We start from the raw sequence: 19,954 nt of genomic DNA, 5'->3' as shown, positions 1-19,954 counted from the left end.
AGGGGAATCATCGCTGGCCTTGGGGGGAACCATGGCCCGGAGGGTGTTGGCTGCCGCATTGTCTGTCGTCATCACGGCGGCATCGGTTCTGTTCGTCACGACGTCCGCTTCGGCAGTCGTCCCGAATGTCACGATCACGGCCTCCGCGGCGTCGAACGGTACGACGACGTTGGTCTACCGGGCGTACGCAGTACGGGCCGGGACGCTGCGCGACATCGTCGTCACGATCCCGGCCGGTTCGACCGGATCGGTCACCTCGGTCAACGGCACGGTGACCACCGTGTCGCCCGGCGTACTGCGGTGGCGACCGAGCACGACCGTCGTCGTCGCCGTGGGCGCCCGGTTCACCATCCCGTTCTACGGCTTGCGATTGCCGCTCGGCGGGCCGTGGACGTTGAGGTTCACGGCGACCGGCACCACCGGCGCCATCCTGACGTCCGGCACCGGCGTCCTGCAGCCGCCGGCCAACGTGAGGATCACCGCGACCAATCCGATCCCGGGGCAGAAAACGACCCTGGTGTACGCCGCCACGGTGACCCGGGCCGGTGTGCTGGCCGCCGTACGGATGAAACTGCCGACCGGAGCGAGTGGCCTGGTGACGTCGGTCAACGGAACCCTGACGACCTCGAGCGGGTACGCGACCTGGAGGCCCAGGGCGCCGATCAGTGTCGCGGTCGGGGCCCGGTTGTCCATCCCGATCTACAACCTCGTGCTGTCCAAGTACGGCGGGATCATGGCGCTGACCGTGTCCGCGACGACCTCGACAGGCACGGTCCTGTCCGCGGGCACCGGGACCATCGCGTTCATCGCGCCGCCGGCCCCGATGCCGGCCATCGCCGTCACCGGCTTCCCGGGCATCCCGGCCGGCTGCCCGTCGAGTTGGCCTTCGACCACCGCGGAGAACGCGAAGCCCGGGACCGGCAACTGGGTGATCCCGACCTCGATGACCGGGACGCTGGCGGCGTACCTCACTCGGGTGTCGGCGACCTGTGGCAACACCGTGAGCCTCAAGGTGACGTCGGGCAAGCCGGTCAGCGTGGTCGCTTACCGGATGGGTTACTACCAGGGCCTCGGCGCGCGTGAGGTCTGGCGGCGGGACGGCGTACCGACGGTGGTTCAGCCGGCGCCGGTCACGGGTGGTTCCTCCGGGGGCAATCCCCTGCGGATGACGTCGGCGGCGCATTGGACGAAGACGCTGGACATCCCGGTGACCGCGGCCTGGATTCCGGGCACGTATCTGATCAGGGTGAGCGACGGGCAGTATGCGTCGTTCGCACCGTTGACGGTCCGGGACGACACCGGGACCAAGCACGACCTGATGATCCAGCAGGCGACCACGACCTGGCAGGCTTACAACCGGTACGGCGGCCTCAGTTTCTACTCCGGTGGGGTGACCGGAGGCTCCGGCCGGCTGACCTTCGATCGCCCGTACAACGAGGGCCAAGGCTCCGGACAGTTCCTCACCCTGGAGCAGGGCTTGGTCTTCTGGGCCGAGTCGAAGGGACTCGACGTCACCTACTGGACCAACAACGACCTCGACGAGTTCGGCGGCCAACTGCCCGCGCGGGCCTCGACGATCTTCCTGCCCGGCCACGACGAGTACTACTCGCTGCGGATGCGGGCGGCGTTGAGCCAGGCGATCAACCGTGGGGTGAACGTGGCGAACCTCGGCGCCAACGCGGCGTACCGGCGGATCACGTTCACCGACGCGAGCCGACGGGCATGGGACATCGACCGCTACACCGACGGGTACAACTCGACGACCTGGCGCTATCTCGGTGATGCGTATGCGTCGCAGCCGCTGCTCGGTGCGGAGTACTTCTGCCCGGTCGTGGGGAACACGTTGATCACGGGGACGAGCTTCATGTTCGCGGGCATCCCGGCCGGAACCGCCCTACCGGGCTTCATCGCGGGTGAGGTCGACTACGTCTGGCCCGGGCTGTACAAGCATCCGGGCCTGACCACGATCGCGAGTGGGACCGGCAACTGCCGCTCGAGCGGTGATCCCGTACCGATGCACACGACGGCGTTCGTCGCCCCGTCGGGCGCGCGGGTGGTCAATGGGTCGACGTTCGCCTACGGCTGCTTCCTGGTCAGCCGGTGCCCGTCCAACTGGACCGTGCCCACGCCGTCGGCCGCATCCCGCCAGGCGGTCGGGAAGATCGTCTCCAACCTCACCGAGTGGGTCAGCAGGGGCGGGATCCAGGTCGCGGCCGACACCACGGTCGCTCAGGTGCGGGTCGCCGTACCCAAGTTCGCGCTTCCGACCGAAGAGCCCTAGCCATTGCCACGGACAACGGTACGATCTACAGTCCGCAACTCGCCCACTAGGGACGTGTATTCATGGCTGATGGATCGTGCATCCTGTGCGCGACGAGTGGACCGTTCCGCCCGCGTGGGGCGAAGGACGGCTACGGCATCGAGGAGTGCCCGGCGTGCGGGCTCGTGCAGCTCGTGCCGACGCCGACTCCGGCGACGCTGCGCGCTTTGTACGAAGGCGATTCGTACTTCGACGGTGACGGTGACTCGGGGTACTCGCAGTACGAGAGTCAGGAGGTCGAGTACCTGGCGACCTTCCGCGAGGACGTCAAGCGGATCGCCTCGTTCGTGCCGTCGGGCCGGGTGCTCGAGGTGGGCTGTGGATACGGGTACTTCCTGCAATGTGCGTTGGAAGCCGGATACGACGCCTACGGCATCGACCTGTCACCCGCGGCCGTCAAGTGGGCCGCCGAGCGCCATCCCGGCCGTGTGTTCTGCGGGTTGCTCGAAAAGGTGCCGGAGATCCAGGAGCAGCAGTACGACGTCATCTTCGGCTCGCATCTGATCGAACACCTCACCTCGCCGGGCGAATTCCTGGAGACAGCCAGCCGTCTTCTCCGGCCGGGCGGGCTGATCGTCATGGTCACGCCCAACATCAAGAGCCTGCTGGCGCGGGTCTCCGGTCGCCGCTGGGTTTCGTTCAAGATCCCCGAGCACGTCAGCTACTACGACCCGACCACCATCACCACGCTCCTGACCCGCGCGGGCTTCACCGTCTGCGCCATCGACCCCGCTTACCAGTACTACGCCCTTCCGTTCGTCACCTCCCGGGTGCGAGAACTCCTCGATCCCGTCTCGCGGCTGATCCCGCCTTTCGAACGGTTGAAGTTCCTCCGTGACCGCCGCATCCGGGTCACGAGCGGTTCGATGAGAGTCGTGGCCGCCCTCGACCGGTGACCCCGGCGGGTGGGCACAATCCCCGCATGCTCATCAGCCGTCGCGCTCTCGGGACCCTTGCCGGCGGCGTCGTACTGGGCCTCGTTGCGGGCTGCGGCAAGAAGACTCCTGAGCAGGCGTCTGCGGACCGGCTCGAATGGTTGCGCGGTCTCGACGGTGTCGAGAAGGCAGAGCTGGTGGCGCCGGATGGGGAGCAGATCCGGCTGACCTTGACCAGCCGTCTCCCCGATGCAGACGTCAGCGCGTTGGTCGACAAGATCAAGCGGGAGTTCCGGCCGCACGACGAGGGCTACAACGACAGCATCGAGGTTGCCATTGACGGCTACCACGGTCGGTTCTACCCATCTGCCTCCACGAAGCGCGACCCCGACCTGGAACGGGCGCTCTGGCTGCGTCGTGACGGTCGGGCTACTGGGTCGACGTACGGCGCTTCCGGTCTGATCGTCACCGCTCCGGCAGCCGCGGTGGCTGCGGTGGCCCTCGGGTTCGATCAGGTCGTGCCCAGCGAAGACGCTCGACGTACGCACCGGGTCGAATCCGCCGACCTGCAAGTGGTCGTCGAGTGGACCGACAGCCCCAGCCTCGGCTTTCGCCTCGATCGTTCCGCTACGCAGTACTTCGCCGACCTACAGACGAAGTATCCCCACCTGACCGGCTGGATCGAGGGACCTCAGCGCCGGGCCGGCGTCTATTTCGCCGCCACGGACGTCGCCTTGGACGCAGTGCCGAAGTTGGTGGACGCCAAGCGGTTTGGCGAGCTCACCCTCGGCTGGGGGCCTGTTCGGGCACCGCACGCGGTCTTCGCCAAGGCGCTCACCCCGCAGGTCCGGATGCTGATCGGCCACCTGATGAAGATCCCCGGTGTCACCGGGGTCGAGATCGACGAGGACGGCGAGGTCGCATCGGTCACCGTCAAGGACCGCGCCGGGTACGTCGCCGCCGTCAGCACCCTGCGCAAGGTCTGGGACTATCTGCCGATCCAGCTGATCAGGCGCCCCTCCCGACTCGTCGGGCGGCCGGGCAACGCGGTCTTCCGCAGCTCAGCCTTCGACAGGGACCGCCAGTTCCGGATCTACGCCACGCTCGCCGACCTCACCGGTGTGACCCGGGTCGAGATCGGCCCGGAATCTACCAACCTGACCATCGCGCCGGACATCACCGACGCCGACCTTGTGACAACCCTCCAGGCCATGGCCCAGCTCCCGCCGGCGAACCCGATCCGCCTGTTCGTGAGCGACGGACCAGACGACGTAGGCGTTACCGCCATTGGCAGCATCACCAACCGCAAGTACGTCCCCAGGCAACCCGTCCCGTCGAAGATCGACCCCACCCTGATCACCCGCCTCACCACCACCTGGCCCCGCGCAACCCGCTGATCGGACGCAGCATTGCGCTGCCCTGGCCGCAACCCCGCCGCCACCAATGCCTTCGTCATCACGGACGACCTAACCCGCTGACCAGGGTTCGCGAGGTCAGGCCTCGTCGTGGGTATCGAGTTCGGTGTGGGCGAGAAGGTCCACCAGGTGGCCGACCGTTCGCTGCCCCAGCAGAGCCTCCGGCAGGGGTTTGTCGATCTGGACTTCGTAGCGGTTGCGGCGGCCGTTCTTGCCCTTGACGACATATCCGGCTTCCACCAGGTCGGTGACGATGCCGAACGCCGCGCGCTCCGTGATGCCGAGCGCGGTTGCGATCTCCCGCAGCCGCACGCCCGGATCGTGGGCGATGCACAGCAGTGCCCGCGCGTGGTTCGTCAGGAAGCCCCAAGTCATGAGACGGAACATACCGGATGGCGAAATCTAGGAACTGTATTGCTAGTATTGAAATACTAGCGTAGGTTCAGTGGTGGAACTGGTTTGCGGTTTACGCAAGCCGCTCCGCAACAGGAAGGCACACCATGCGCTGCACGCGCGTCGCTCTCTACGACATCAAGACCGGCACTTTCGACGAGGCCGTCAACCAGGCCAAGTCCGGGATGGTTCCCTTGTTCAAGGACAGCAAGGGCTTCGTGTCCTACGGAGTTGCCCAGGTCGCGAAGAACGCTTTCGTCTCCATCAGCACCTGGGAGACTCGGGCACAGGCTGACGCGGCCGCCGCAAAGGCCGCGGACTGGGTGAAGGCCAACAGTCGGGACCGTTTCACCCTTCGCGACAACTACGTTGGTGACCTCGCCATCGACACCGGCCACCGCGAGCCGGCGCCGACCACCCGCTAGACCGTCCAGGTACCGAGCCCCGCCGCGTCCCGCGGCGGGGCTCGCCCTGCGCCGCCCTCCTCGATCACTCGGGATACGTGAGATCCATCCGGGCGAGCTGAGTGTCCCGGCCCTCGCAGAGGGTTAGATCCATCAAGCTGGAGGCGACGGGTAGCCGAGTCTGCTGGCCAGTGCGGCCACATCGCTTCTGGACGTCGTACCTGTCTTGCGAAGCAGGTTCGAGATGTGCGTGCTGACGGTCTTCTCGCTGATGAACAGGGCCGCTGCGATCTCGGCGTACGTCCGGCCGGCGACCAGGTGGGCGAGGATCTCGCGCTCCCTTCGAGTCAGCGAACGCAAGGCTTCCGGGGCCTCGTCGAGCGTCGCGGGATGCGGCTCGTCGAGGGAGATCCTGGCAACCCTGGCCAGTTTCTCCACCTCGTGCCGGAGCGGCGCGGCAGACATCTCGTCAGCGAGGCGGTACGCCGTTCGCAGCGGTACCGCGACGGCGTCTTTGCTCGCGCCATCGGTCAGTAGGGCCTGCGCCCAACGACGGGAGGCGACTGCCTCGTCCCAGCGCAGCCCGGCAACGGCGCAGCGATGAGCCGCGTCCTCCCAGAGGGTCGAGGCCTCTCGTTGCCCCAGGCAACGAGCGGTCTCGGCTGCGTGGACCGCCTCGATGGCCGGGGTGACCAGATCATCGCTCGTGACGCGAGCGAACGGGGGCGGTTGGAGCTCACGGCGCAGCTTGTCGATGGCGTCCAGCGATCGCTGGGCGCGCGTCACGCCATCGCGGTCTCGACGGTCCCGCGCGCGGTCGGCGAGGTCGGCGGCCGCACGTGCGCTCAGCATGAGCATCTCGTCGGCAATTGGTGGGCGGGCGATGTGGACGTGCATCGTCTGTGCGAGCAGCTCGAGGGCTTGATCCGGCCGGTCCTCGGCGAGCAGGTGTTCCGCGAGGGTCGGGGGCGCCCACAAGCCTGGGCGGTGCGCGAGGTCCGGGATCAGCTCATGGAGACGCCGTATGTGCAAGCGGGCTTGGTCGAGGTCACCTCGGCGTACGGCGAGCAACGTCGCGGCCAGCCGGACGACAGCGCGCATGGTCGCAACCCTGGCGAGAGTCAGGCCTTCACGGACGGCTTGGTCGGCCTCTGCATGGCGTCCGAGCATGAGGAGAAAGCGGGCGAGGTTGCCGGCGTGGAAGCCGGCCACGTTCGTGACCCCTTCGTCGAGTGTCTCGCGCAGCCCGTCGATGTCTACCTGCACGATCTCGGCAAGGCGGCGTCGAGGTGAAAGGTAGCCCGTTGCGGCCCACCGGGCGTTCAGCATGCGGCCTGGGTTGCCCGTGAGCCGAGCGTGGCGAAGGGCTTCAACGGAGTAGGCCTCCGAGCGCTCGTCTCGACCGTAAGCTTCGGACAGAGCCCAGTAGGCCAGTGACAACGCCTCATGCGTTCCTGAGCGATGGGCCGCCCGCGCGGCTTCGTCGGCGTACCGCTGCGCAGCCTCGAACGCCTCGGTCCAGTTGAGGACAATGCTGAGCCGAGCAAGCGCGGCGGCATACTCCTCGCTGTCCGGGAACCGCTCGGAAAGTCTGACGGAGTGCTCGAGGGCCTCGAAGGGTGCGCTGCTGCGCCGGCCCATCCAGAACTCCGCGAAGGCCGTTTCTCGCACGATCCGGCTGGCCCGAAGTGGATCCCGTTGTTCGTCGACGAGCTGCAGCGAGCGACTCCACGCAGCCAGCGTCTCCTCGCCGTCTCCGACCAGATCCGACACGGAGGCCAGGCGCTCGAGCAGATCGAGTTCACCATCCGGCACAGCTGCTGCATGGACGGCCGGCCACAGGCGCGCTGCCCGGCGCAGATGAACCGCCTCCTCGGGCAGCGCTTTCAGCTGTCTGGCGAGGTCCGCGGCGCGCAGCGACGCCGCCAGGCTCGCGGCTCGATCGTGGGCACCCTCGTAGTGACTCGCGAGCTCGCCGACCCGGCGCAGTTCATCAATGGCTGTGCTGGTTCGGCTCTCCAGCACCTCGGCCCAGGCGGCATGGACGGGCACTGCCTCGCCCGGCACGAACGTGGTGTTCAGGACCTCGGCGAGCAGCGGATGGCGGAACCAGCACAGCTCAGCACCAGGAGCCACGCAGATCCCGTTCTTCGTTGCGTCGACGAGCGCAGCGGTCACCTTGTCGGCATCGATGCCACGTGCCGCGGCCACCTCGACCAGATCGTCCACCGAAGCCGGGCGACCGCAGACCGCCAGTAGTCTCACCACCTCGCGGGACGGGTCATCCAATCGGTGCCAAGCGGCCAGCAGCGCGCCGGTGAGCTCCGCGGGCAGATCGGCAGGCAGGTTCTGGTCCGCGGCCGTCAGCCCATGGACCAGCAGCTCCGTGAAATAGGGGTTGCCGTCGGAGCGCCGTACCACCGCGGAGACGAGGTCCGGATCGGCCTGACCGCCGAGCAACAGCGACAGCTGCTCCTCGGTCTCATCGCGGCTCATTCTGGTCAGGCGCAACGAGGACACCGAGGGCAGCCGGAACAGATCGGCCAGCCACACATTCAGCGGATCCCCAGCCGCCAGCTCCTCATCGCGGTACGTCGTCAGTATGGCGAGCCGCTGGCTGCGGAAGCCGGCGATCAGATAGGTGATCGCGTCTCGCGAGGCCAGGTCGGCCCACTGGACGTCGTCCACGACCAGCACCGCGGGCCGCTCCGAAACCAGCGCTTGAAGCAGGCCGTCGATGACTGGAAGCAGCCGGACCGTGCCTCGCGTCGGCTGCCCACCCAAAGAGGGCAGCAGCTCGGAGGCGGCCGGAACCGCCTTGAGCGCCCTGGCCCGCTCCGAGGGTTCGGCCGACTCCAGCCAGCCCTCCAACGCACCGATCAGCGCGACGTACGGCGCGTCGACCGCACCGAATCGAACACCCCGACCCCAAAGGACCGCCGCGCCACTTGCCGCCGCCTTGTCACACACGGCCCGCACCAGGCGCGTCTTTCCCACGCCGGCCTCGCCGTGCACGAACACTGCACCCGGTCGTCGCCCGATGGCAGCGCTGATCGCCCCCGCGAGGACCTTCCCCTCCTCGACGCGGCCAGCGATACCCGGCAGTGGCGGGACTGCGACCCCACCCATCTCAGCAGTCTCCGTCGTCTGCAGGCCGCAGGCCAGCCCGTGCGAGCGATCTAAGGGTCCGCCCACCGCTTCTAAGGATTCGTGCCCGATGTGGCCGTAGCGGCCTGGAGCCGAATCTGAAGCCAGAGCGGCGCTCCCGCCGCCACCACCCACAGGAGGAGTCATGAACCGCACGCACACAACTCTGGCCGTATCGGTACTCGCACTCGGCGCCATCGGGCTGACCGCGACCGAAGCAGCGGCCCGGGTTCCCGACGACGTCCCGCGGGGCACCACGGTCACGCGCCAGGATCCGAAACCGCCGAACTACCCGAAGTACGACCCCAAGTACGAGGTGCCTCAGGGTGTGACGGTCACCCGTGACGACAACGGTGCCGAGGTTTTGCAGGCCAGCGCGTCTGCGCTTGGCGGCGCAGCCATCGCCTTCGGTGCAATGTGGCTACACCGCCGTCGCCAGGCGCCGGCGGTGTAGCCATCTACTGGTGCAGGATGCGGGATCTCAGGGCGAGGTCGTCCATCGTCTCCAGCACCTGGAGACGATGGACCCGCACCTGCATCCGAGCCGGCTGGAAGGTCGCCACCAGGTCGCGGAGCTCGGCGTAGTTCTCGCCGGTCACGTCCGCGGTCAGCTGGAGGTATCCCGCCAGCAGCGGTCGCTCCGCGGCGAGTGCGAGTGCGGATCGTTCGTCGGCCGGTTCCACCGGAAGGTAGATCCGCCCGGTGTTGATCTGCCCGATCCAGGGACCGCGTACGACGAGATCGATAGGCGCGTCGAGGGCCCGAGGCTCGTCGCTGCCGTGCACCAGCGTGGCGTGGACGCGGTCGGCTCTCAGTTCGAGTCCGCGCCACCACACCAAACCAGCCAGGCCCGACTCAGCCAGCGCCGACAGGAACGCTTCCGGCCGCGGGTCGGGCAACGGGACGACCAACGACCGCGCAGGCGGCCAGAATTCTCCCGGCCCACAATCCGGCCCCAGCGGCCCCCGAGCCCGCTCACTCAACAACGGAAGATGCCGCGCCCGATACCGCTCATCCAACCGCAGCGAGTCGTGCCTACCCCACTCATACTCCTGCCCCGCCAACACACTCAGCACATCACCCATCGCGATCTCCCGGGAGTGGTGGAGGATACGAGATTCGGACTCAGGTCGGCTTGACCGCCAGGGTCGCGAAATAGTGGGACATGTATTGAGCGGATGCGTTGGATTGGTGTGGCGCTTCCGCGAAGCCGGTGAGGACGAAACCCGCGGCGAGTTGCCCGCCGATCTGGTCGGTGAGGGTGTGGCTGTATTCAAGAGCGGCGTCCGCGCCGAACTTGATGGCGCGTTCCTCGGCGGAGTACTGCGTGACATCGCTGTAGGGCAGCTTGTGTACGACGATCAGCTCGCCGCGCTCGTCGAGCGCCTCGTGGTCGAACAAGTACGCATCAGGGTTGAGGAAGCCCGCGAGCAGAGTTCCGCCCGGTCGCAGGACGCGGAAGCACTCACGCCACACCGGTGCCAAGTCTGGTACGAACAGGTTGGAGACTGGATGGAACACGACGTCGAAGGTTGCGTCGCCGAAGGCGCTGAGGTCGCGCATGTCGCCTAGGACGGTGCGCAGTTCGAGTCCGTCGCGCGCCGCCACCAGCTGGTCCTGGCCGAGCTGGCGGGGTGAGTTGTCGAATACGGTGACCCGCGCCCCTGCGGCGGCGAGGATGGGACCCTGCTGGCCACCGCCGGAGGCCAGGCACAACACGTCCTTGCCGGTCAGGTCCGTCGGCAGCCAGGACCGGTCGACTGGCTCACGCCCGATGAGAACAATCGACCAGTCGCCCCTGCGGGCGCGTTCGACATCCTCAGCACTCACCGGCGTCGACCACTCGTTGCCCTCTTGGACGTACTTGTCCCACGCGGCCCGATTGTGGGCAGCGGGGTCGACAACATTGTCCTGCACGTTCACTCCCTGCTACAGCCAAGCGGACACCTGCTTCGGTGCCGCCAGCCAACACGATCGCAGGGTGCAGACTCAACGAAATTAGCCGGCAAGAAGCGGAAGAAGGGCCGGCCGCTGAGCGCCCGGCCCCTCTGTCGTTCTCGCCCGCAGGCTCTGAACCACGCTCTGACCTGCGGAAACGTGGTTCCCTGTGCCTCTTGGGAGGTGGCGGAGGATACGAGATTCGAACTCGTGAGGGGTTGCCCCCAACACGCTTTCCAAGCGTGCGCCCTAGGCCTCTAGGCGAATCCTCCAAGCGGAGAGGATACGCGAGGGGGTGGAGGTAGTGGAAATCGGGGCGTGAACCTGGCGGCGGGCTCGGGCGACTGTGCTGTAGGAGGTGAGCGTGGAGCCGGAGTGGGTGGCGGTGGTGGTGCGGGCGCAGGTTGGGGAACGGGAGGCGGTGGCCGAGCTGGTGCGGGGGTGGCATGAGGCGGTGTGGGGGTATGTACGGCGCATGCTCGGTCGGGACGACGTAGCGGACGACGTGTCGCAAGAGGTCTGGCTGGCGGTGGTCCGCGGACTACCCCGGCTGAATGATCCGGAGCGGTTCGCCGCCTGGTTGTTCACCATCGCCCGCCGCAGCGTCGTCAACCAACTCAGAGGCCAGTACGCCGACCAACCGCAGCCACCGTCGTACGACGAACCGGACCCGGCGGATCAGGTGGTCGACCGCGTGGATGTACGGCGCCTGGTCGACAGCGTGCCGGTGGTCGAGCGGGAGGTGCTCGTGCTGTTCCACCTGGAGGATCTGAGTCTCGAGGAGTGCGCCGAGGTACTCGCCGTGCCCGTAGGCACGGTGAAATCGCGGCTGCATCGAGCGCGGCGGATGTTGCGGGAAGGAGCGGGGTCGTGATTTCTGTCGACGAAACGATCGCCGGGCTCCAGGACACGCTGTCGCTGCGACGGCGTGTCCGGTCGGTGGTGCAGCTGTCGGGGGCCGCCGCCGTGGTCGCGCTCGTCACAGGGCTCTGGCTGACCGAGGACGGCTTGCCGGTCCGTACACAGGTCGGTTTCAGCGCCGTCATCATCACCGGACTGCTGACCATGGTCGGAGCGGCCAGTGCGCTCCGCCGCCGAGGCCACCTGTTCGCGCGAGACCGCGTCATCGCAGGCTGGATCGCGACGGGCTTCGCGGTCCTGCTAGCGGTCGGATTCGCCCTTGCCGGTCGCGGCCTCCTCGGGCTGCCGGCCGCGCTGGGGGCCATCGGGTTCCTGGTGTTCACACATCATGCACGGAAGCGATTGGAGCGACGACGATGAAACCGATCGGCCCGTTGGGCATCGCGATGAAGCGCCTCGGCACCAAGAGTGCCGCGTTGGCAGTCGCGGTGGTGTTAATTGTGCTGCTGGTGGTCGGCCTGCTCATCTAGGGTCTCGGACATGGACGGAGCTCCGGATCCGAACGTTGTGCATCCGATGCCTGCGGCTGAGCGGGTGGTGTTGCTGAAGGCGGTGGTGACGTCGCCGCTGATCGAGGTGGGGGACTACTCGTACTACGACGATCCCGACGACCCGACCGCGTTCGAGACCCGGAACGTGCTGTACCACTACGGCCCGGAGTGGCTCCGGATCGGCAAGTACTGCGCTCTCGGTGAGGGCACCACGTTCGTCATGAACGGCGCCAACCACCGGATGGACGGGCCGTCGACGTTCCCGTTCCCGATCATGGGCGGCGCCTGGGCCGAACACTTCGGCCTGATCACCGGGTTGCCGGGCCGCGGCGATACCGTGGTCGGGAACGACGTGTGGTTCGGGTATCGCAGCCTGGTGATGCCCGGGGTGACGATCGGGGACGGCGCGATCATCGCGTCCGGTGCGGTCGTGGTCGACGACGTACCGCCGTACGGGATCGTGGGCGGGAATCCGGCGAAGCTGATCAGGACGAGATTCCCAGCTGAGGACGTCGAACGACTGATGAGGATCGCCTGGTGGGATTGGCCGGTCGAGCGGATCACCGCGAACGTGCGCGCGATCATGGCCGGCAGCATCGAGGAGCTCGAGAGATGAACCTGGTACTGCGGCCGATCGCGCCGGAAGATGTGGATGCCCTGCAGGAGTTGATCGAATCCGATCCGGGCTACACCGAGCGGATCACCGGCTATCCACCCGGATCGTCGGACGCGCAGAGCCTGTTGATGATGCGGCCGGAGCACCTGCCCGAGGACGCCAAGATCGTCCTCGGTGCGTTCCAGGACGATCGCCTGGTCGCCGTGGTCGACCTCCTCCGGGGTTACCCGAACGACCACACCGCGTTCATCGGCCTGCTCGAGGTCCACTGGAACCACCAGGGCCTCGGACTCGGCAAAGCGACGTACGAAGAGGTCCAGCGGTACGTCGAGACGACGTGGACCGAGGTGCGCACACTGCGTCTCGCAGTCGTGGACACGAACGCGCACATCGCGACCCCGTTCTGGCTGCGACAGGGGTTCGAGCCGACGGGCGAGGAGCGGCCGTACCAGTACGACAAGCTGGTGTCGACCGCCCGCCTCTACGAGAAGCAGTTGACCTGAGCAACGACCCCCATCAGGCTAGCAGCGTGCCGGCCAGGGCGCGCCACTGCTCGATCGGCTGTGGGCCGGTGACGCCGGTGATCACGTTGATGCCGACGTGGTCGGCGCCGGCGTCGAGGTGTTCAGTCAGCTTCGCCTTGATGTCGGCCGGCGTACCCCATGCGGCCAGCGCGTCGACCATGTGATCCGGCAGCTCCACGAGGTCAGCGTCGCTGTACCCCTGCCGCTTGAGTGACGCGGCGTACCCAGGGATCCGGGGGAAGAAGCTGATCGTGTCCCGCGCGATCGCCCGGGCCTTGTCCGCGTCCGTCTCCACCACGACCAGGTGGCTCACCGAGAGCAGCTTGTCCGGGCCGAGCACCTTGCGCGCCTCGGCGGAGTACGACGGGGTGATCAGGAACGGGTACGCGCCGGCCGACCGGTCCCGGGCCAGTTCGAGCATCCGCGGGCCGAGTGCGGCGAGCAGACGACGCTCGGTCGGTACGGCGTTCAGTTCGTCGAGGAAAGCGTTGAGCGTGGCGATCGGCTTGGGCCCATGTGCGCCACCAAGGCCCACGGTGAACCGCCCCGGCGCTGATGCTTCCACCGAGGCGTACGTCGTACTGACGTCGGAGGCTCTGTATTGGTCGACGGCGATGATGCCGCTCACGAAGTTGATCGATTTGGTCGCGCCGATCAGGTCGGCGATGGTCTGGAGCCCTGGCAACCGCCCACCGGACAGCCAGATCGCGGGATAGCCGAGCTCCTCGGCCGCCACCGCGGCGGCCAACGACTCGGGGCTGCTGTCAAGGCCCGTGGTGATCCCGAACGGACCGAATTGATGATTCGTCACCTAAACAGCATAGGCACCTCACCAGTCCAATCGTCGTCGGAAGCGGGTCGGGCTGTTGTGCCGGGCGGGGACGATGTTTCACGGGGTCCGGATTTCGGGCCTGGGGATGAGATCACGTACACTTCTGGCTGGTTCCCCGCGTGGCGGTATCTCGCCCAACTCCCCCAGGGCCGGAAGGCAGCAAGGGTAAGTGAGCTCTTCCGGGTGCGCGGGGAATCCTCATGTCCGGGTGTCTACGCTGGTCCAGCCAACACCTGATCGTGAGGGAGCCCGATGAGCGACGAACGCCGCTACCTGCAGGAACTGATCATCGCCGAGCTCGGCGTCACCGCGTCGTTCGATGCGGACACCGAGATCGAGCGGCGGATCGAGTTCCTGGCCGACCAGCTCCGTCGCACCGGCGCGTCGTCGTACGTGCTCGGCATCAGCGGCGGCGTCGACTCGGGTACGGCGGGACGCCTCTGCCAGCTCGCGGTCGAGCGGATCCGCGCTGAGGGCGGTCAGGCGACGTTCGTCGCGATGCGGCTCCCGTACGGCGTCCAGGCCGACGAAGCGGATGCACAGCGGTCGCTGGAGTTCATCCGGCCGGACGAGACGCTCGTGGTCGACGTGAAGCCGGCCACCGACGCGATGGTCGAGTCTGTCCGGCACGCGGGGCTCGGTGAGCACCGCGAGGACTTCCACGTCGGCAACATCAAGGCCCGGCAGCGGATGATCGCGCAGTACGTCGTCGCCGGGGCACGCGGCGGACTCGTGGTCGGGACGGATCACGCAGCCGAGGCGGTGATGGGGTTCTTCACCAAGTACGGCGACGGTGCGTGCGACCTCACGCCACTGTCGGGGCTCACCAAGCGGCGGGTGCGGGCGGTCGCATCGCGGCTGGGTGCGTCCGACGAACTCACCGGCAAGGTGCCGACGGCCGACCTGGAGACCAACAACCCGGGCGTCCCGGACGAGATCGTGCTGGGCGTGACGTACGACGAGATCGACGACTTCCTCGAGGGTCGAGAGGTCGACGACAAGGCCGCGGCCACGATCATCGCGATTCATCGCCGCACCGCCCACAAACGCGCCGTACCCCTGGCGATCTGATCAGTCGAGCACGAACCCGGTAACGAGCCTGGTGTAGTCGCCTGGGGTCTCGGCGTGCACGAAGTGGCCGACGCCGGGAGCGTGGTGGTAGATGCCGCCCGCGACGTCGGCCCGGAAGCGCTCGATCTCCTCGGGGCTCGTGACCGGGTCGTGCTCACCCTTGATCAGCAGGGCCGGCTGGGTGACCCGGGCGAGGTCGGGCAGCAGCGATTCGACGAAGCCCGGTGTCCTGGTGATCTCGGTGGCGAATCGACCGGCGCGGGACTGGATCTCGTCGGAGAGTTCGGTGTCGGCCGGCAGGGCGAGGTCCTGCGTGTGCGGGCCGAGGTAGATCTCCATCTTGCGGTCGCCGAGCCGTCCGACCAGAGCGAGCCGCTCGTCCCACATTTGCTTCGTCGCCGGGCCTTCGTGGGTCGGGAACTCCACGCCTGGCAGGAGTTTCAGCGCCGCGCGTACGAGAGTGTCGGTGACCAGAACCATGTCCCATGGCGGGTTCTCGAAGATCACCTTGTCGACGGTCTCTGGGTGCATCACGGCGTACCGGAGCGCCAGGCGGCCGCCGTACGAGTGACCGAGGATCGACCAGCTGTCCAGGCCGAGCGTGGTCCGAAGGGCTTCGAAGTCCGCGATCAGGTCGTGCTCCGTCACCGGACCGTCGAGCGGGTCGGACTGCTGGACACCACGCTGATCCACGCCGATCAGCCTGAGTCGGTGGGAGAGACGGTCGCCCTGAAACGACATGAAGTCGTAGGAGCCTGAGCCCGGGCCGCCGTGCAGATAGAGGAGTGCGGGTGCGTCGTCGGGGCCGCGCTGGTCGACGTACAGCCGGGTGCCACGGATCTCCACCAACATGGGCGTGAGCCTAGGAGGTGCAGCCGCGTGTTGTCAGGCGCTGTGGGCGAGTTGGCGGACGCGGTTGGTGAGGCGCGCCAGGCGGATGGTGGCGACGTTGCGGTAGGCGGGGCGGAGGACGGCGGCCAGCGGGCCGGTCTGCTCGAAGGTGTGGGTGACCTGGCTGTCCGCGGTCACGGTCCAGGTGCCGACCTCGCGGAAGCCGGGGACCTGCCAGGTGATCTCGATGCGGTCCGGCTCGATCACTGTGTACTGCAACTCGCCGGTGAGACCGGGGCGGACGCGGAGGGCGTAGTGGTCGCCGTCGTGGGGGCCTTCGATGGCGAGGAAGGCCTCGTTCCACTCCGGTAGGGCGAGCGCGTCCAGGAGGACGTGACGGATCGCTGCCTGGCTGGCCGGGATGGTGTCGGTGGCTTGTTCCATGACTATCTCTCCTGGGCGAGGGCGTGGTCGTACTCGGGATCGCGCCGGCGGGCCAGGGCGGCTCCGGCGGGAAAGGCGTCGGCGACGGCTCTCAGCGTCGCGATGGTCTCGTCGAGGGGTTGGCCGGCGACGAGGGTGCTCATGGTCCGGTGCAGCCGGTTCTCCGCGGTGACGATCCGGCGGTGCAGGGCGCGGCCCTCGGCGGTCAGGCTCAGGGCGAGGTAGCGCCGGTCGACCTTGTCGATACCCCGTTTCACCAGGCCCTGCGCGACCAGGCGGTCGACCAGGCGGCTCGGGCTGTTGCCTGTCTCGCAGACCAGGAGTCCGCCGAGCGCGTTCAGGGTCAGCGGTCCGTGGTCGCGGAGGACTCGCAGCACCTCGGCCTGTGACGGCGTGATGCCCAGCGGGCGTAGCTCGGCGGCGAGCAGCCGGTTGCCCTCGCGCTGGATCGCCAGCACGAGATATCGCAGCTCCTCGACGACCTTCATGACCTAAATGTTACACGACACGTATGTCCTGTCATCTGTTTGCGCCGGCAACTGTTCGGGTGGATCTGTGGGCGGACCCTGAGCGCGGTCGGGAGTGCACGAAGAGTGCGTGAGAAAGTCCGGTTTCGGTCATGGTCAAGGTGACATCGCGACTGGCAGAGTGGGCGCATGAAGGGTCTGATGCAGAACTACCAGCTGTCCCTGGACTCCATCTTCCTCCGGGCCGAGCAGTTCTACCCGGACAAGACCGTCCACACGGGAGGTCCGGCGCCATGGACACTGACGTACGGCGAATGGGCCACGCGGACCAGACGATTAGGCGGCGTCCTGGACGCGCTCGGGATCAGCGCGGACGGCCGGGTGGCGACGTTCGCGTGGAACTCGGGGCGTCACCTCGAGCTGTACTTCGGTGTGCCCTGCACCGGTCGCGTCCTGCACACCCTCAGTATCAGGCTCTTCCCCGATCAGGTCGTCTACATCGCCAACCACGCCGAGGACGAGGTGGTCTTCGTCGACCGATCGTTGCTCGGGCTCTTCCTGCCACTGCTCGATCGGTTGCCGTTGCTCAGACACATCGTGGTGATGGACGATCTCCCAGCCGGTGCGCCCGGGGTGGAGGTGCCGGGCGATCCACGGTTCCACGACTACGAGGAGTTGCTGGCCGCTGCGGAGCCGGTCGAGTTCCACGTCGAGGACGAGAACCAGGCGGCCGCGATGTGCTACACGAGCGGTACGACGGGCCATCCGAAGGGCGTCGTGTATTCGCATCGATCCACCTGGCTGCACTCCATCGGCGTGCTGACCAACGCTGGGATCGGGCTGGCCGAGACCGACACCGTGATGCCGGTGGTGCCGATGTTCCACGCGAACGCGTGGGGTCTCGCGCATGCGGCGCCGATGGCCGGTGCGTCGCTGGTGTTCCCCGGGCCGGACATGAGTCCACAGGGGATTCTGAAGCTGCTGCAAGAGCAGGAGGTCACGCTGGCGGCCGGTGTGCCGACGATCTGGCAGGGCCTGTTGCCGTTGCTGGACGGGGTCGAGTTGCCCAAGCTGCGACGGGTTCCGTGTGGTGGGTCCGCCGTACCGATGGCGTTGTCGGAGGCGTTCCGGGAGAAGCTGGGCCGGCCGATCCTGCAGGCGTGGGGGATGACCGAGACCAGCCCGGTGGCGACCGCGGCGCACGTGCCGGCCCGGTATGAGGACCTCCCGGAGGACAAGAAGGCGCGGCTGCGGGCCCGGCAGGGGCAGCCGCTGCCCGGTGTCGAGGTGCGGATCGTCGAGCCGGGATCGATCACGCCATTGCCGTGGGACGACGAGGCGACTGGTGAGTTGCAGGTGCGCGGGCCATGGATCGCGGCCGAGTACTACCGGCCCGACGAAGGCGTCCACTTGAGTACCGAGGACGGCTGGATGAAGACCGGTGACGTGGCGGCGATCGACCAGTTCGGCTCGGTGCGGCTGGTCGACCGGACGAAGGACCTGGTGAAGTCCGGCGGCGAGTGGATCAGCTCGGTCGAGCTGGAGAACCTGCTGATGGCCCACCCCTCGGTCAAGGAGGCCGCCGTCATCGGCGTACCGCATCCGAAGTGGGACGAGCGCCCACTGGCGTGCGTCGTACTCCAGGAGGGCGCTACCGCGACGAGTGACGAGATCCTGGAGTACTTGCGGCCGTTGGTGGCGAAGTGGTGGCTCCCCGACGCGGTCGAGTTCATCGACGAGGTCCCCAAGACCTCGGTCGGCAAGTTCTCCAAGAAAGACCTCCGCACCCGCTTCGCCGACTACCACCTGGAGTAGTGCAGGAGCTCGGCACACCCAAATTACGGAATTTCCGGATTTTCACCCTAGGATTGGCGCATGGTGACGTACACGATGACCGAGGCCAACAGGCGTACCGCGGAGATGGTGAACGAGGCCCGCTACACCAATCAGCCCGTGTTGATCACCGACCACGGCAAGCCGGCGGCGGCCGTGATCTCTCCCAGCCTGCTTGCTCACTACCAGGCACTCGAGGACGCGGCCGACCTGGCCGCGATCGAGCAGATCAAGGCCGACGGCGGCCCGCGCTGGATCCCGAACGACGACGCCCAGCGCAGGATGGACGAGATCGAGACCGCCGCTGACGACTCGGACATCGGTCGGTGATCGAGCGGACCATCCTGTTCGACACCGGCTGGTTCAACGGCTACCGCGATCTGTACGCGAACGACCGCCTGACGGCGAAACGCGTCCGCGCGGCGGTCAACGCACTGGCCCGCGACCCAGAGCCGCCGGGCAACGTCCACCTCACCGGCAGCTCGTTCCAACGCCTCAACATCGGCAACTACCGAGTCCTCTACGAAGTCACCGACAACACCATCCGGGTATGGTCCCTCGGCCACACCCCGGACTGACGGACTACTCAGTTCACCCGAAGTCGACGCCGAAGTGTTGGTGGAGTCAGTTGTGCGTCGTCACTCTGACGGTGGGGTCTGCTGGTCCTGTGACGGTCAGCTGGATTCGAGTCCGGGTGCTCAATCCGTCGCTGATCTTGGGAAACCTGGCTTCCAGTTCGGCCACGGGTGCGGCTTGTTCGGCCTCTGTCGCTGGGTGGTCGAGGTTGCGCACTGCCTTGAGAACGGCGTCGACGACTGGTCGAACCCCGGAGGCGTGGCACGCAAACCCCAGCGTCTGCGCAACGTTGGTATGGGCCAGATGGAGCTCGATCGCCTCGTTTGCGTATGTGGCCGATATGAACTCCTGCACATCGCCGTAGGCCAGTGTCAGCGGTGTCTCGAAGATCAGGTCGTACTCCGGCAATTCCAGCACCGCGCGCACCATCCCGCACCGTCCGACCCGGTGGCCGGAGAGGAATAGGTTGGCGCCCCTGCGCTGGATCAGCTCGCCGATGCCGTCAAGGTTCGCGCGCAGCTGGTCAGACAAGCGCAGCAGGATGGCGGGTCTACCACTCACCCCGACGTAGAGCGGTGCGTCGCACCTGTCCGACAGCAGGTCGAGGTACGGAAAGATCCGAATGTCTTCCCAGCGCTCGACCGGCGAGAGGCGCTCGCGCGCGTCCTCGGCCGTCAGTTCCGTCACGCTGGGCCGGACAACCGGAGGCAACCGTGCCATGAGGTCGCCGCTCGCCGAACTCTTCCTGCCGAACCATGCCATGCCTGCAGGCTAAGACCCGCCCAACTCAGATCGGCGGGCCTGTCATGATCCGGTCACGTGACGGGCGACGCGGCGCAGGCCGGGCACACCGAGC

At 67.3% G+C, this 19,954-nt stretch carries 22 protein-coding genes, 1 tRNA gene and 1 other RNA gene; 14 read left to right on the top strand and 10 right to left on the bottom strand.

What is annotated here, in order from left to right:
• Positions 1 to 58: 58 nt before the first annotated feature.
• The 3 genes from V9K99_RS02505 (at position 59) to V9K99_RS02495 (ending at position 4,592) form a co-directional block, all read left to right on the top strand.
• The gene (locus tag V9K99_RS02505; protein WP_337007547.1) at positions 59 to 2,281 is read left to right on the top strand and encodes a N,N-dimethylformamidase beta subunit family domain-containing protein; all 2,223 of its coding nucleotides are present in this window, start codon (positions 59 to 61) and stop codon (positions 2,279 to 2,281) included.
• A gap of 62 nt (positions 2,282 to 2,343) precedes the next feature.
• Positions 2,344 to 3,216: a class I SAM-dependent methyltransferase gene (locus V9K99_RS02500; protein ID WP_337007546.1), complete on the top strand. Its 873-nt coding sequence runs from the start codon at positions 2,344 to 2,346 to the stop codon at positions 3,214 to 3,216.
• Between the two features lie 26 nt (positions 3,217 to 3,242).
• Positions 3,243 to 4,592: a hypothetical protein gene (locus tag V9K99_RS02495; protein WP_337007545.1), complete on the top strand. Its 1,350-nt coding sequence runs from the start codon at positions 3,243 to 3,245 to the stop codon at positions 4,590 to 4,592.
• A 96-nt stretch (positions 4,593 to 4,688) separates the two neighbouring features.
• Here the strand turns inward: V9K99_RS02495 and V9K99_RS02490 are convergent, their stop codons facing one another.
• Positions 4,689 to 4,985: a helix-turn-helix transcriptional regulator gene (locus tag V9K99_RS02490; RefSeq protein WP_337007544.1), complete on the bottom strand. Its 297-nt coding sequence runs from the start codon at positions 4,983 to 4,985 to the stop codon at positions 4,689 to 4,691.
• A 125-nt stretch (positions 4,986 to 5,110) separates the two neighbouring features.
• On the opposite strand from V9K99_RS02490, the gene V9K99_RS02485 reads away from it, so the two are divergent.
• Positions 5,111 to 5,428: a hypothetical protein gene (locus tag V9K99_RS02485; RefSeq protein WP_337007543.1), complete on the top strand. Its 318-nt coding sequence runs from the start codon at positions 5,111 to 5,113 to the stop codon at positions 5,426 to 5,428.
• A gap of 132 nt (positions 5,429 to 5,560) precedes the next feature.
• On the opposite strand, the gene V9K99_RS02480 is transcribed toward V9K99_RS02485, so the two are convergent.
• Positions 5,561 to 8,536, bottom strand: coding sequence for a helix-turn-helix transcriptional regulator (locus tag V9K99_RS02480; RefSeq protein ID WP_337007542.1), 2,976 nt, complete (start codon positions 8,534 to 8,536; stop codon positions 5,561 to 5,563).
• A gap of 163 nt (positions 8,537 to 8,699) precedes the next feature.
• On the opposite strand from V9K99_RS02480, the gene V9K99_RS02475 reads away from it, so the two are divergent.
• Entirely contained in the window at positions 8,700 to 9,008 is a 309-nt protein-coding gene (locus V9K99_RS02475) for a hypothetical protein (RefSeq protein WP_337007541.1), read from the top strand.
• 4 nt (positions 9,009 to 9,012) lie between these two features.
• Here V9K99_RS02475 and V9K99_RS02470 read toward each other — a convergent pair whose 3' ends face one another.
• The 3 genes from V9K99_RS02470 to V9K99_RS02460 form a co-directional block, all read right to left on the bottom strand.
• A complete protein-coding gene (locus tag V9K99_RS02470) occupies positions 9,013 to 9,639 on the bottom strand; it encodes a hypothetical protein (RefSeq protein ID WP_337007540.1) in 627 nt (208 codons plus the stop codon).
• A gap of 40 nt (positions 9,640 to 9,679) precedes the next feature.
• Positions 9,680 to 10,471: a class I SAM-dependent methyltransferase gene (locus tag V9K99_RS02465; protein WP_337007539.1), complete on the bottom strand. Its 792-nt coding sequence runs from the start codon at positions 10,469 to 10,471 to the stop codon at positions 9,680 to 9,682.
• A gap of 205 nt (positions 10,472 to 10,676) precedes the next feature.
• Positions 10,677 to 10,764 (bottom strand) — tRNA-Ser (locus V9K99_RS02460).
• Between the two features lie 92 nt (positions 10,765 to 10,856).
• On the opposite strand from V9K99_RS02460, the gene V9K99_RS02455 reads away from it, so the two are divergent.
• The 4 genes from V9K99_RS02455 (at position 10,857) to V9K99_RS02440 (ending at position 13,023) form a co-directional block, all read left to right on the top strand.
• The gene (locus tag V9K99_RS02455; protein WP_337007538.1) at positions 10,857 to 11,366 is read left to right on the top strand and encodes an RNA polymerase sigma factor; all 510 of its coding nucleotides are present in this window, start codon (positions 10,857 to 10,859) and stop codon (positions 11,364 to 11,366) included.
• Entirely contained in the window at positions 11,363 to 11,773 is a 411-nt protein-coding gene (locus V9K99_RS02450) for a hypothetical protein (protein ID WP_337007537.1), read from the top strand. Before V9K99_RS02455 ends, V9K99_RS02450 begins: the two co-directional genes overlap by 4 nt.
• A 120-nt stretch (positions 11,774 to 11,893) precedes the next feature.
• Positions 11,894 to 12,520: a CatB-related O-acetyltransferase gene (locus V9K99_RS02445; protein ID WP_337007536.1), complete on the top strand. Its 627-nt coding sequence runs from the start codon at positions 11,894 to 11,896 to the stop codon at positions 12,518 to 12,520.
• Positions 12,517 to 13,023, top strand: a complete 507-nt coding sequence (locus tag V9K99_RS02440) for a GNAT family N-acetyltransferase (RefSeq protein WP_337007535.1) — start codon at positions 12,517 to 12,519, stop codon at positions 13,021 to 13,023. The genes V9K99_RS02445 and V9K99_RS02440 overlap by 4 nt, the downstream gene beginning before the upstream one ends.
• Positions 13,024 to 13,036: 13 nt before the next feature.
• Here the strand turns inward: V9K99_RS02440 and V9K99_RS02435 are convergent, their stop codons facing one another.
• The gene (locus V9K99_RS02435) at positions 13,037 to 13,855 is read right to left on the bottom strand and encodes a TIGR03620 family F420-dependent LLM class oxidoreductase (protein ID WP_337007534.1); all 819 of its coding nucleotides are present in this window, start codon (positions 13,853 to 13,855) and stop codon (positions 13,037 to 13,039) included.
• A gap of 127 nt (positions 13,856 to 13,982) precedes the next feature.
• Here V9K99_RS02435 and ffs point away from each other — a divergent pair.
• Positions 13,983 to 14,079, top strand: an RNA gene (ffs, locus tag V9K99_RS02430) — signal recognition particle sRNA small type.
• A 49-nt stretch (positions 14,080 to 14,128) separates the two neighbouring features.
• The gene (gene nadE / locus V9K99_RS02425) at positions 14,129 to 14,947 is read left to right on the top strand and encodes an ammonia-dependent NAD(+) synthetase (protein WP_337007533.1); all 819 of its coding nucleotides are present in this window, start codon (positions 14,129 to 14,131) and stop codon (positions 14,945 to 14,947) included.
• Here nadE and V9K99_RS02420 read toward each other — a convergent pair whose 3' ends face one another.
• Genes V9K99_RS02420 through V9K99_RS02410 form a run of 3 tightly spaced genes read right to left on the bottom strand, consistent with a single transcriptional unit; the run spans position 14,948 to position 16,710 of the window.
• The gene (locus V9K99_RS02420; protein WP_337007532.1) at positions 14,948 to 15,799 is read right to left on the bottom strand and encodes an alpha/beta fold hydrolase; all 852 of its coding nucleotides are present in this window, start codon (positions 15,797 to 15,799) and stop codon (positions 14,948 to 14,950) included. It lies immediately after the preceding gene.
• A 33-nt stretch (positions 15,800 to 15,832) separates the two neighbouring features.
• Positions 15,833 to 16,222 carry an SRPBCC family protein gene (locus tag V9K99_RS02415; RefSeq protein WP_337007531.1) on the bottom strand — a complete coding sequence of 130 codons (390 nt, stop codon included), beginning with the start codon at positions 16,220 to 16,222 and terminating at the stop codon, positions 15,833 to 15,835.
• 2 nt (positions 16,223 to 16,224) lie between these two features.
• A complete protein-coding gene (locus V9K99_RS02410; RefSeq protein WP_337007530.1) occupies positions 16,225 to 16,710 on the bottom strand; it encodes a MarR family winged helix-turn-helix transcriptional regulator in 486 nt (161 codons plus the stop codon).
• A gap of 168 nt (positions 16,711 to 16,878) precedes the next feature.
• Here V9K99_RS02410 and V9K99_RS02405 point away from each other — a divergent pair, with 168 nt between their 5' ends.
• The 3 genes from V9K99_RS02405 to V9K99_RS02395 are packed head-to-tail and all read left to right on the top strand — an operon-like array spanning position 16,879 to position 19,100.
• Positions 16,879 to 18,504 (top strand): long-chain fatty acid--CoA ligase, encoded by a 1,626-nt coding sequence (locus V9K99_RS02405; RefSeq protein ID WP_337007529.1) that lies wholly within the window; start codon positions 16,879 to 16,881, stop codon positions 18,502 to 18,504.
• A 60-nt stretch (positions 18,505 to 18,564) separates the two neighbouring features.
• Positions 18,565 to 18,852: a type II toxin-antitoxin system prevent-host-death family antitoxin gene (locus tag V9K99_RS02400; protein WP_337007528.1), complete on the top strand. Its 288-nt coding sequence runs from the start codon at positions 18,565 to 18,567 to the stop codon at positions 18,850 to 18,852.
• Positions 18,849 to 19,100, top strand: coding sequence for a type II toxin-antitoxin system RelE family toxin (locus V9K99_RS02395; protein ID WP_337007527.1), 252 nt, complete (start codon positions 18,849 to 18,851; stop codon positions 19,098 to 19,100). Before V9K99_RS02400 ends, V9K99_RS02395 begins: the two co-directional genes overlap by 4 nt.
• A 46-nt stretch (positions 19,101 to 19,146) precedes the next feature.
• Here V9K99_RS02395 and V9K99_RS02390 read toward each other — a convergent pair whose 3' ends face one another.
• Positions 19,147 to 19,860, bottom strand: a complete 714-nt coding sequence (locus tag V9K99_RS02390) for a hypothetical protein (RefSeq protein ID WP_337007526.1) — start codon at positions 19,858 to 19,860, stop codon at positions 19,147 to 19,149.
• Between the last annotated feature and the right edge of the window lie 94 nt (positions 19,861 to 19,954).

This window comes from Kribbella sp. CCNWLW201, assembly GCF_037203805.1.
Taxonomy (GTDB): domain Bacteria; phylum Actinomycetota; class Actinomycetes; order Propionibacteriales; family Kribbellaceae; genus Kribbella.
This window is presented reverse-complemented; position numbering and strand designations above follow the sequence as displayed.

Excerpts from the sequence above, each read along its gene's own strand:
- V9K99_RS02475 (WP_337007541.1), top strand. The coding sequence starts at position 8,700 with ATGAACCGCACGCACACAACTCTGGCCGTATCGGTACTCGCACTCGGC.
- V9K99_RS02500 (WP_337007546.1), top strand. The coding sequence starts at position 2,344 with ATGGCTGATGGATCGTGCATCCTGTGCGCGACGAGTGGACCGTTCCGC.
- V9K99_RS02400 (WP_337007528.1), top strand. The coding sequence starts at position 18,565 with ATGGTGACGTACACGATGACCGAGGCCAACAGGCGTACCGCGGAGATG.
- V9K99_RS02445 (WP_337007536.1), top strand. The coding sequence starts at position 11,894 with ATGGACGGAGCTCCGGATCCGAACGTTGTGCATCCGATGCCTGCGGCT.
- V9K99_RS02420 (WP_337007532.1), bottom strand. The coding sequence starts at position 15,799 with ATGTTGGTGGAGATCCGTGGCACCCGGCTGTACGTCGACCAGCGCGGC.
- V9K99_RS02495 (WP_337007545.1), top strand. The coding sequence starts at position 3,243 with ATGCTCATCAGCCGTCGCGCTCTCGGGACCCTTGCCGGCGGCGTCGTA.
- V9K99_RS02470 (WP_337007540.1), bottom strand. The coding sequence starts at position 9,639 with ATGGGTGATGTGCTGAGTGTGTTGGCGGGGCAGGAGTATGAGTGGGGT.
- V9K99_RS02440 (WP_337007535.1), top strand. The coding sequence starts at position 12,517 with ATGAACCTGGTACTGCGGCCGATCGCGCCGGAAGATGTGGATGCCCTG.
- V9K99_RS02405 (WP_337007529.1), top strand. The coding sequence starts at position 16,879 with ATGAAGGGTCTGATGCAGAACTACCAGCTGTCCCTGGACTCCATCTTC.
- V9K99_RS02480 (WP_337007542.1), bottom strand. The coding sequence starts at position 8,536 with ATGGGTGGGGTCGCAGTCCCGCCACTGCCGGGTATCGCTGGCCGCGTC.
- V9K99_RS02415 (WP_337007531.1), bottom strand. The coding sequence starts at position 16,222 with ATGGAACAAGCCACCGACACCATCCCGGCCAGCCAGGCAGCGATCCGT.
- nadE (WP_337007533.1), top strand. The coding sequence starts at position 14,129 with ATGAGCGACGAACGCCGCTACCTGCAGGAACTGATCATCGCCGAGCTC.
- V9K99_RS02485 (WP_337007543.1), top strand. The coding sequence starts at position 5,111 with ATGCGCTGCACGCGCGTCGCTCTCTACGACATCAAGACCGGCACTTTC.
- V9K99_RS02390 (WP_337007526.1), bottom strand. The coding sequence starts at position 19,860 with ATGGCATGGTTCGGCAGGAAGAGTTCGGCGAGCGGCGACCTCATGGCA.
- V9K99_RS02490 (WP_337007544.1), bottom strand. The coding sequence starts at position 4,985 with ATGACTTGGGGCTTCCTGACGAACCACGCGCGGGCACTGCTGTGCATC.
- V9K99_RS02410 (WP_337007530.1), bottom strand. The coding sequence starts at position 16,710 with ATGAAGGTCGTCGAGGAGCTGCGATATCTCGTGCTGGCGATCCAGCGC.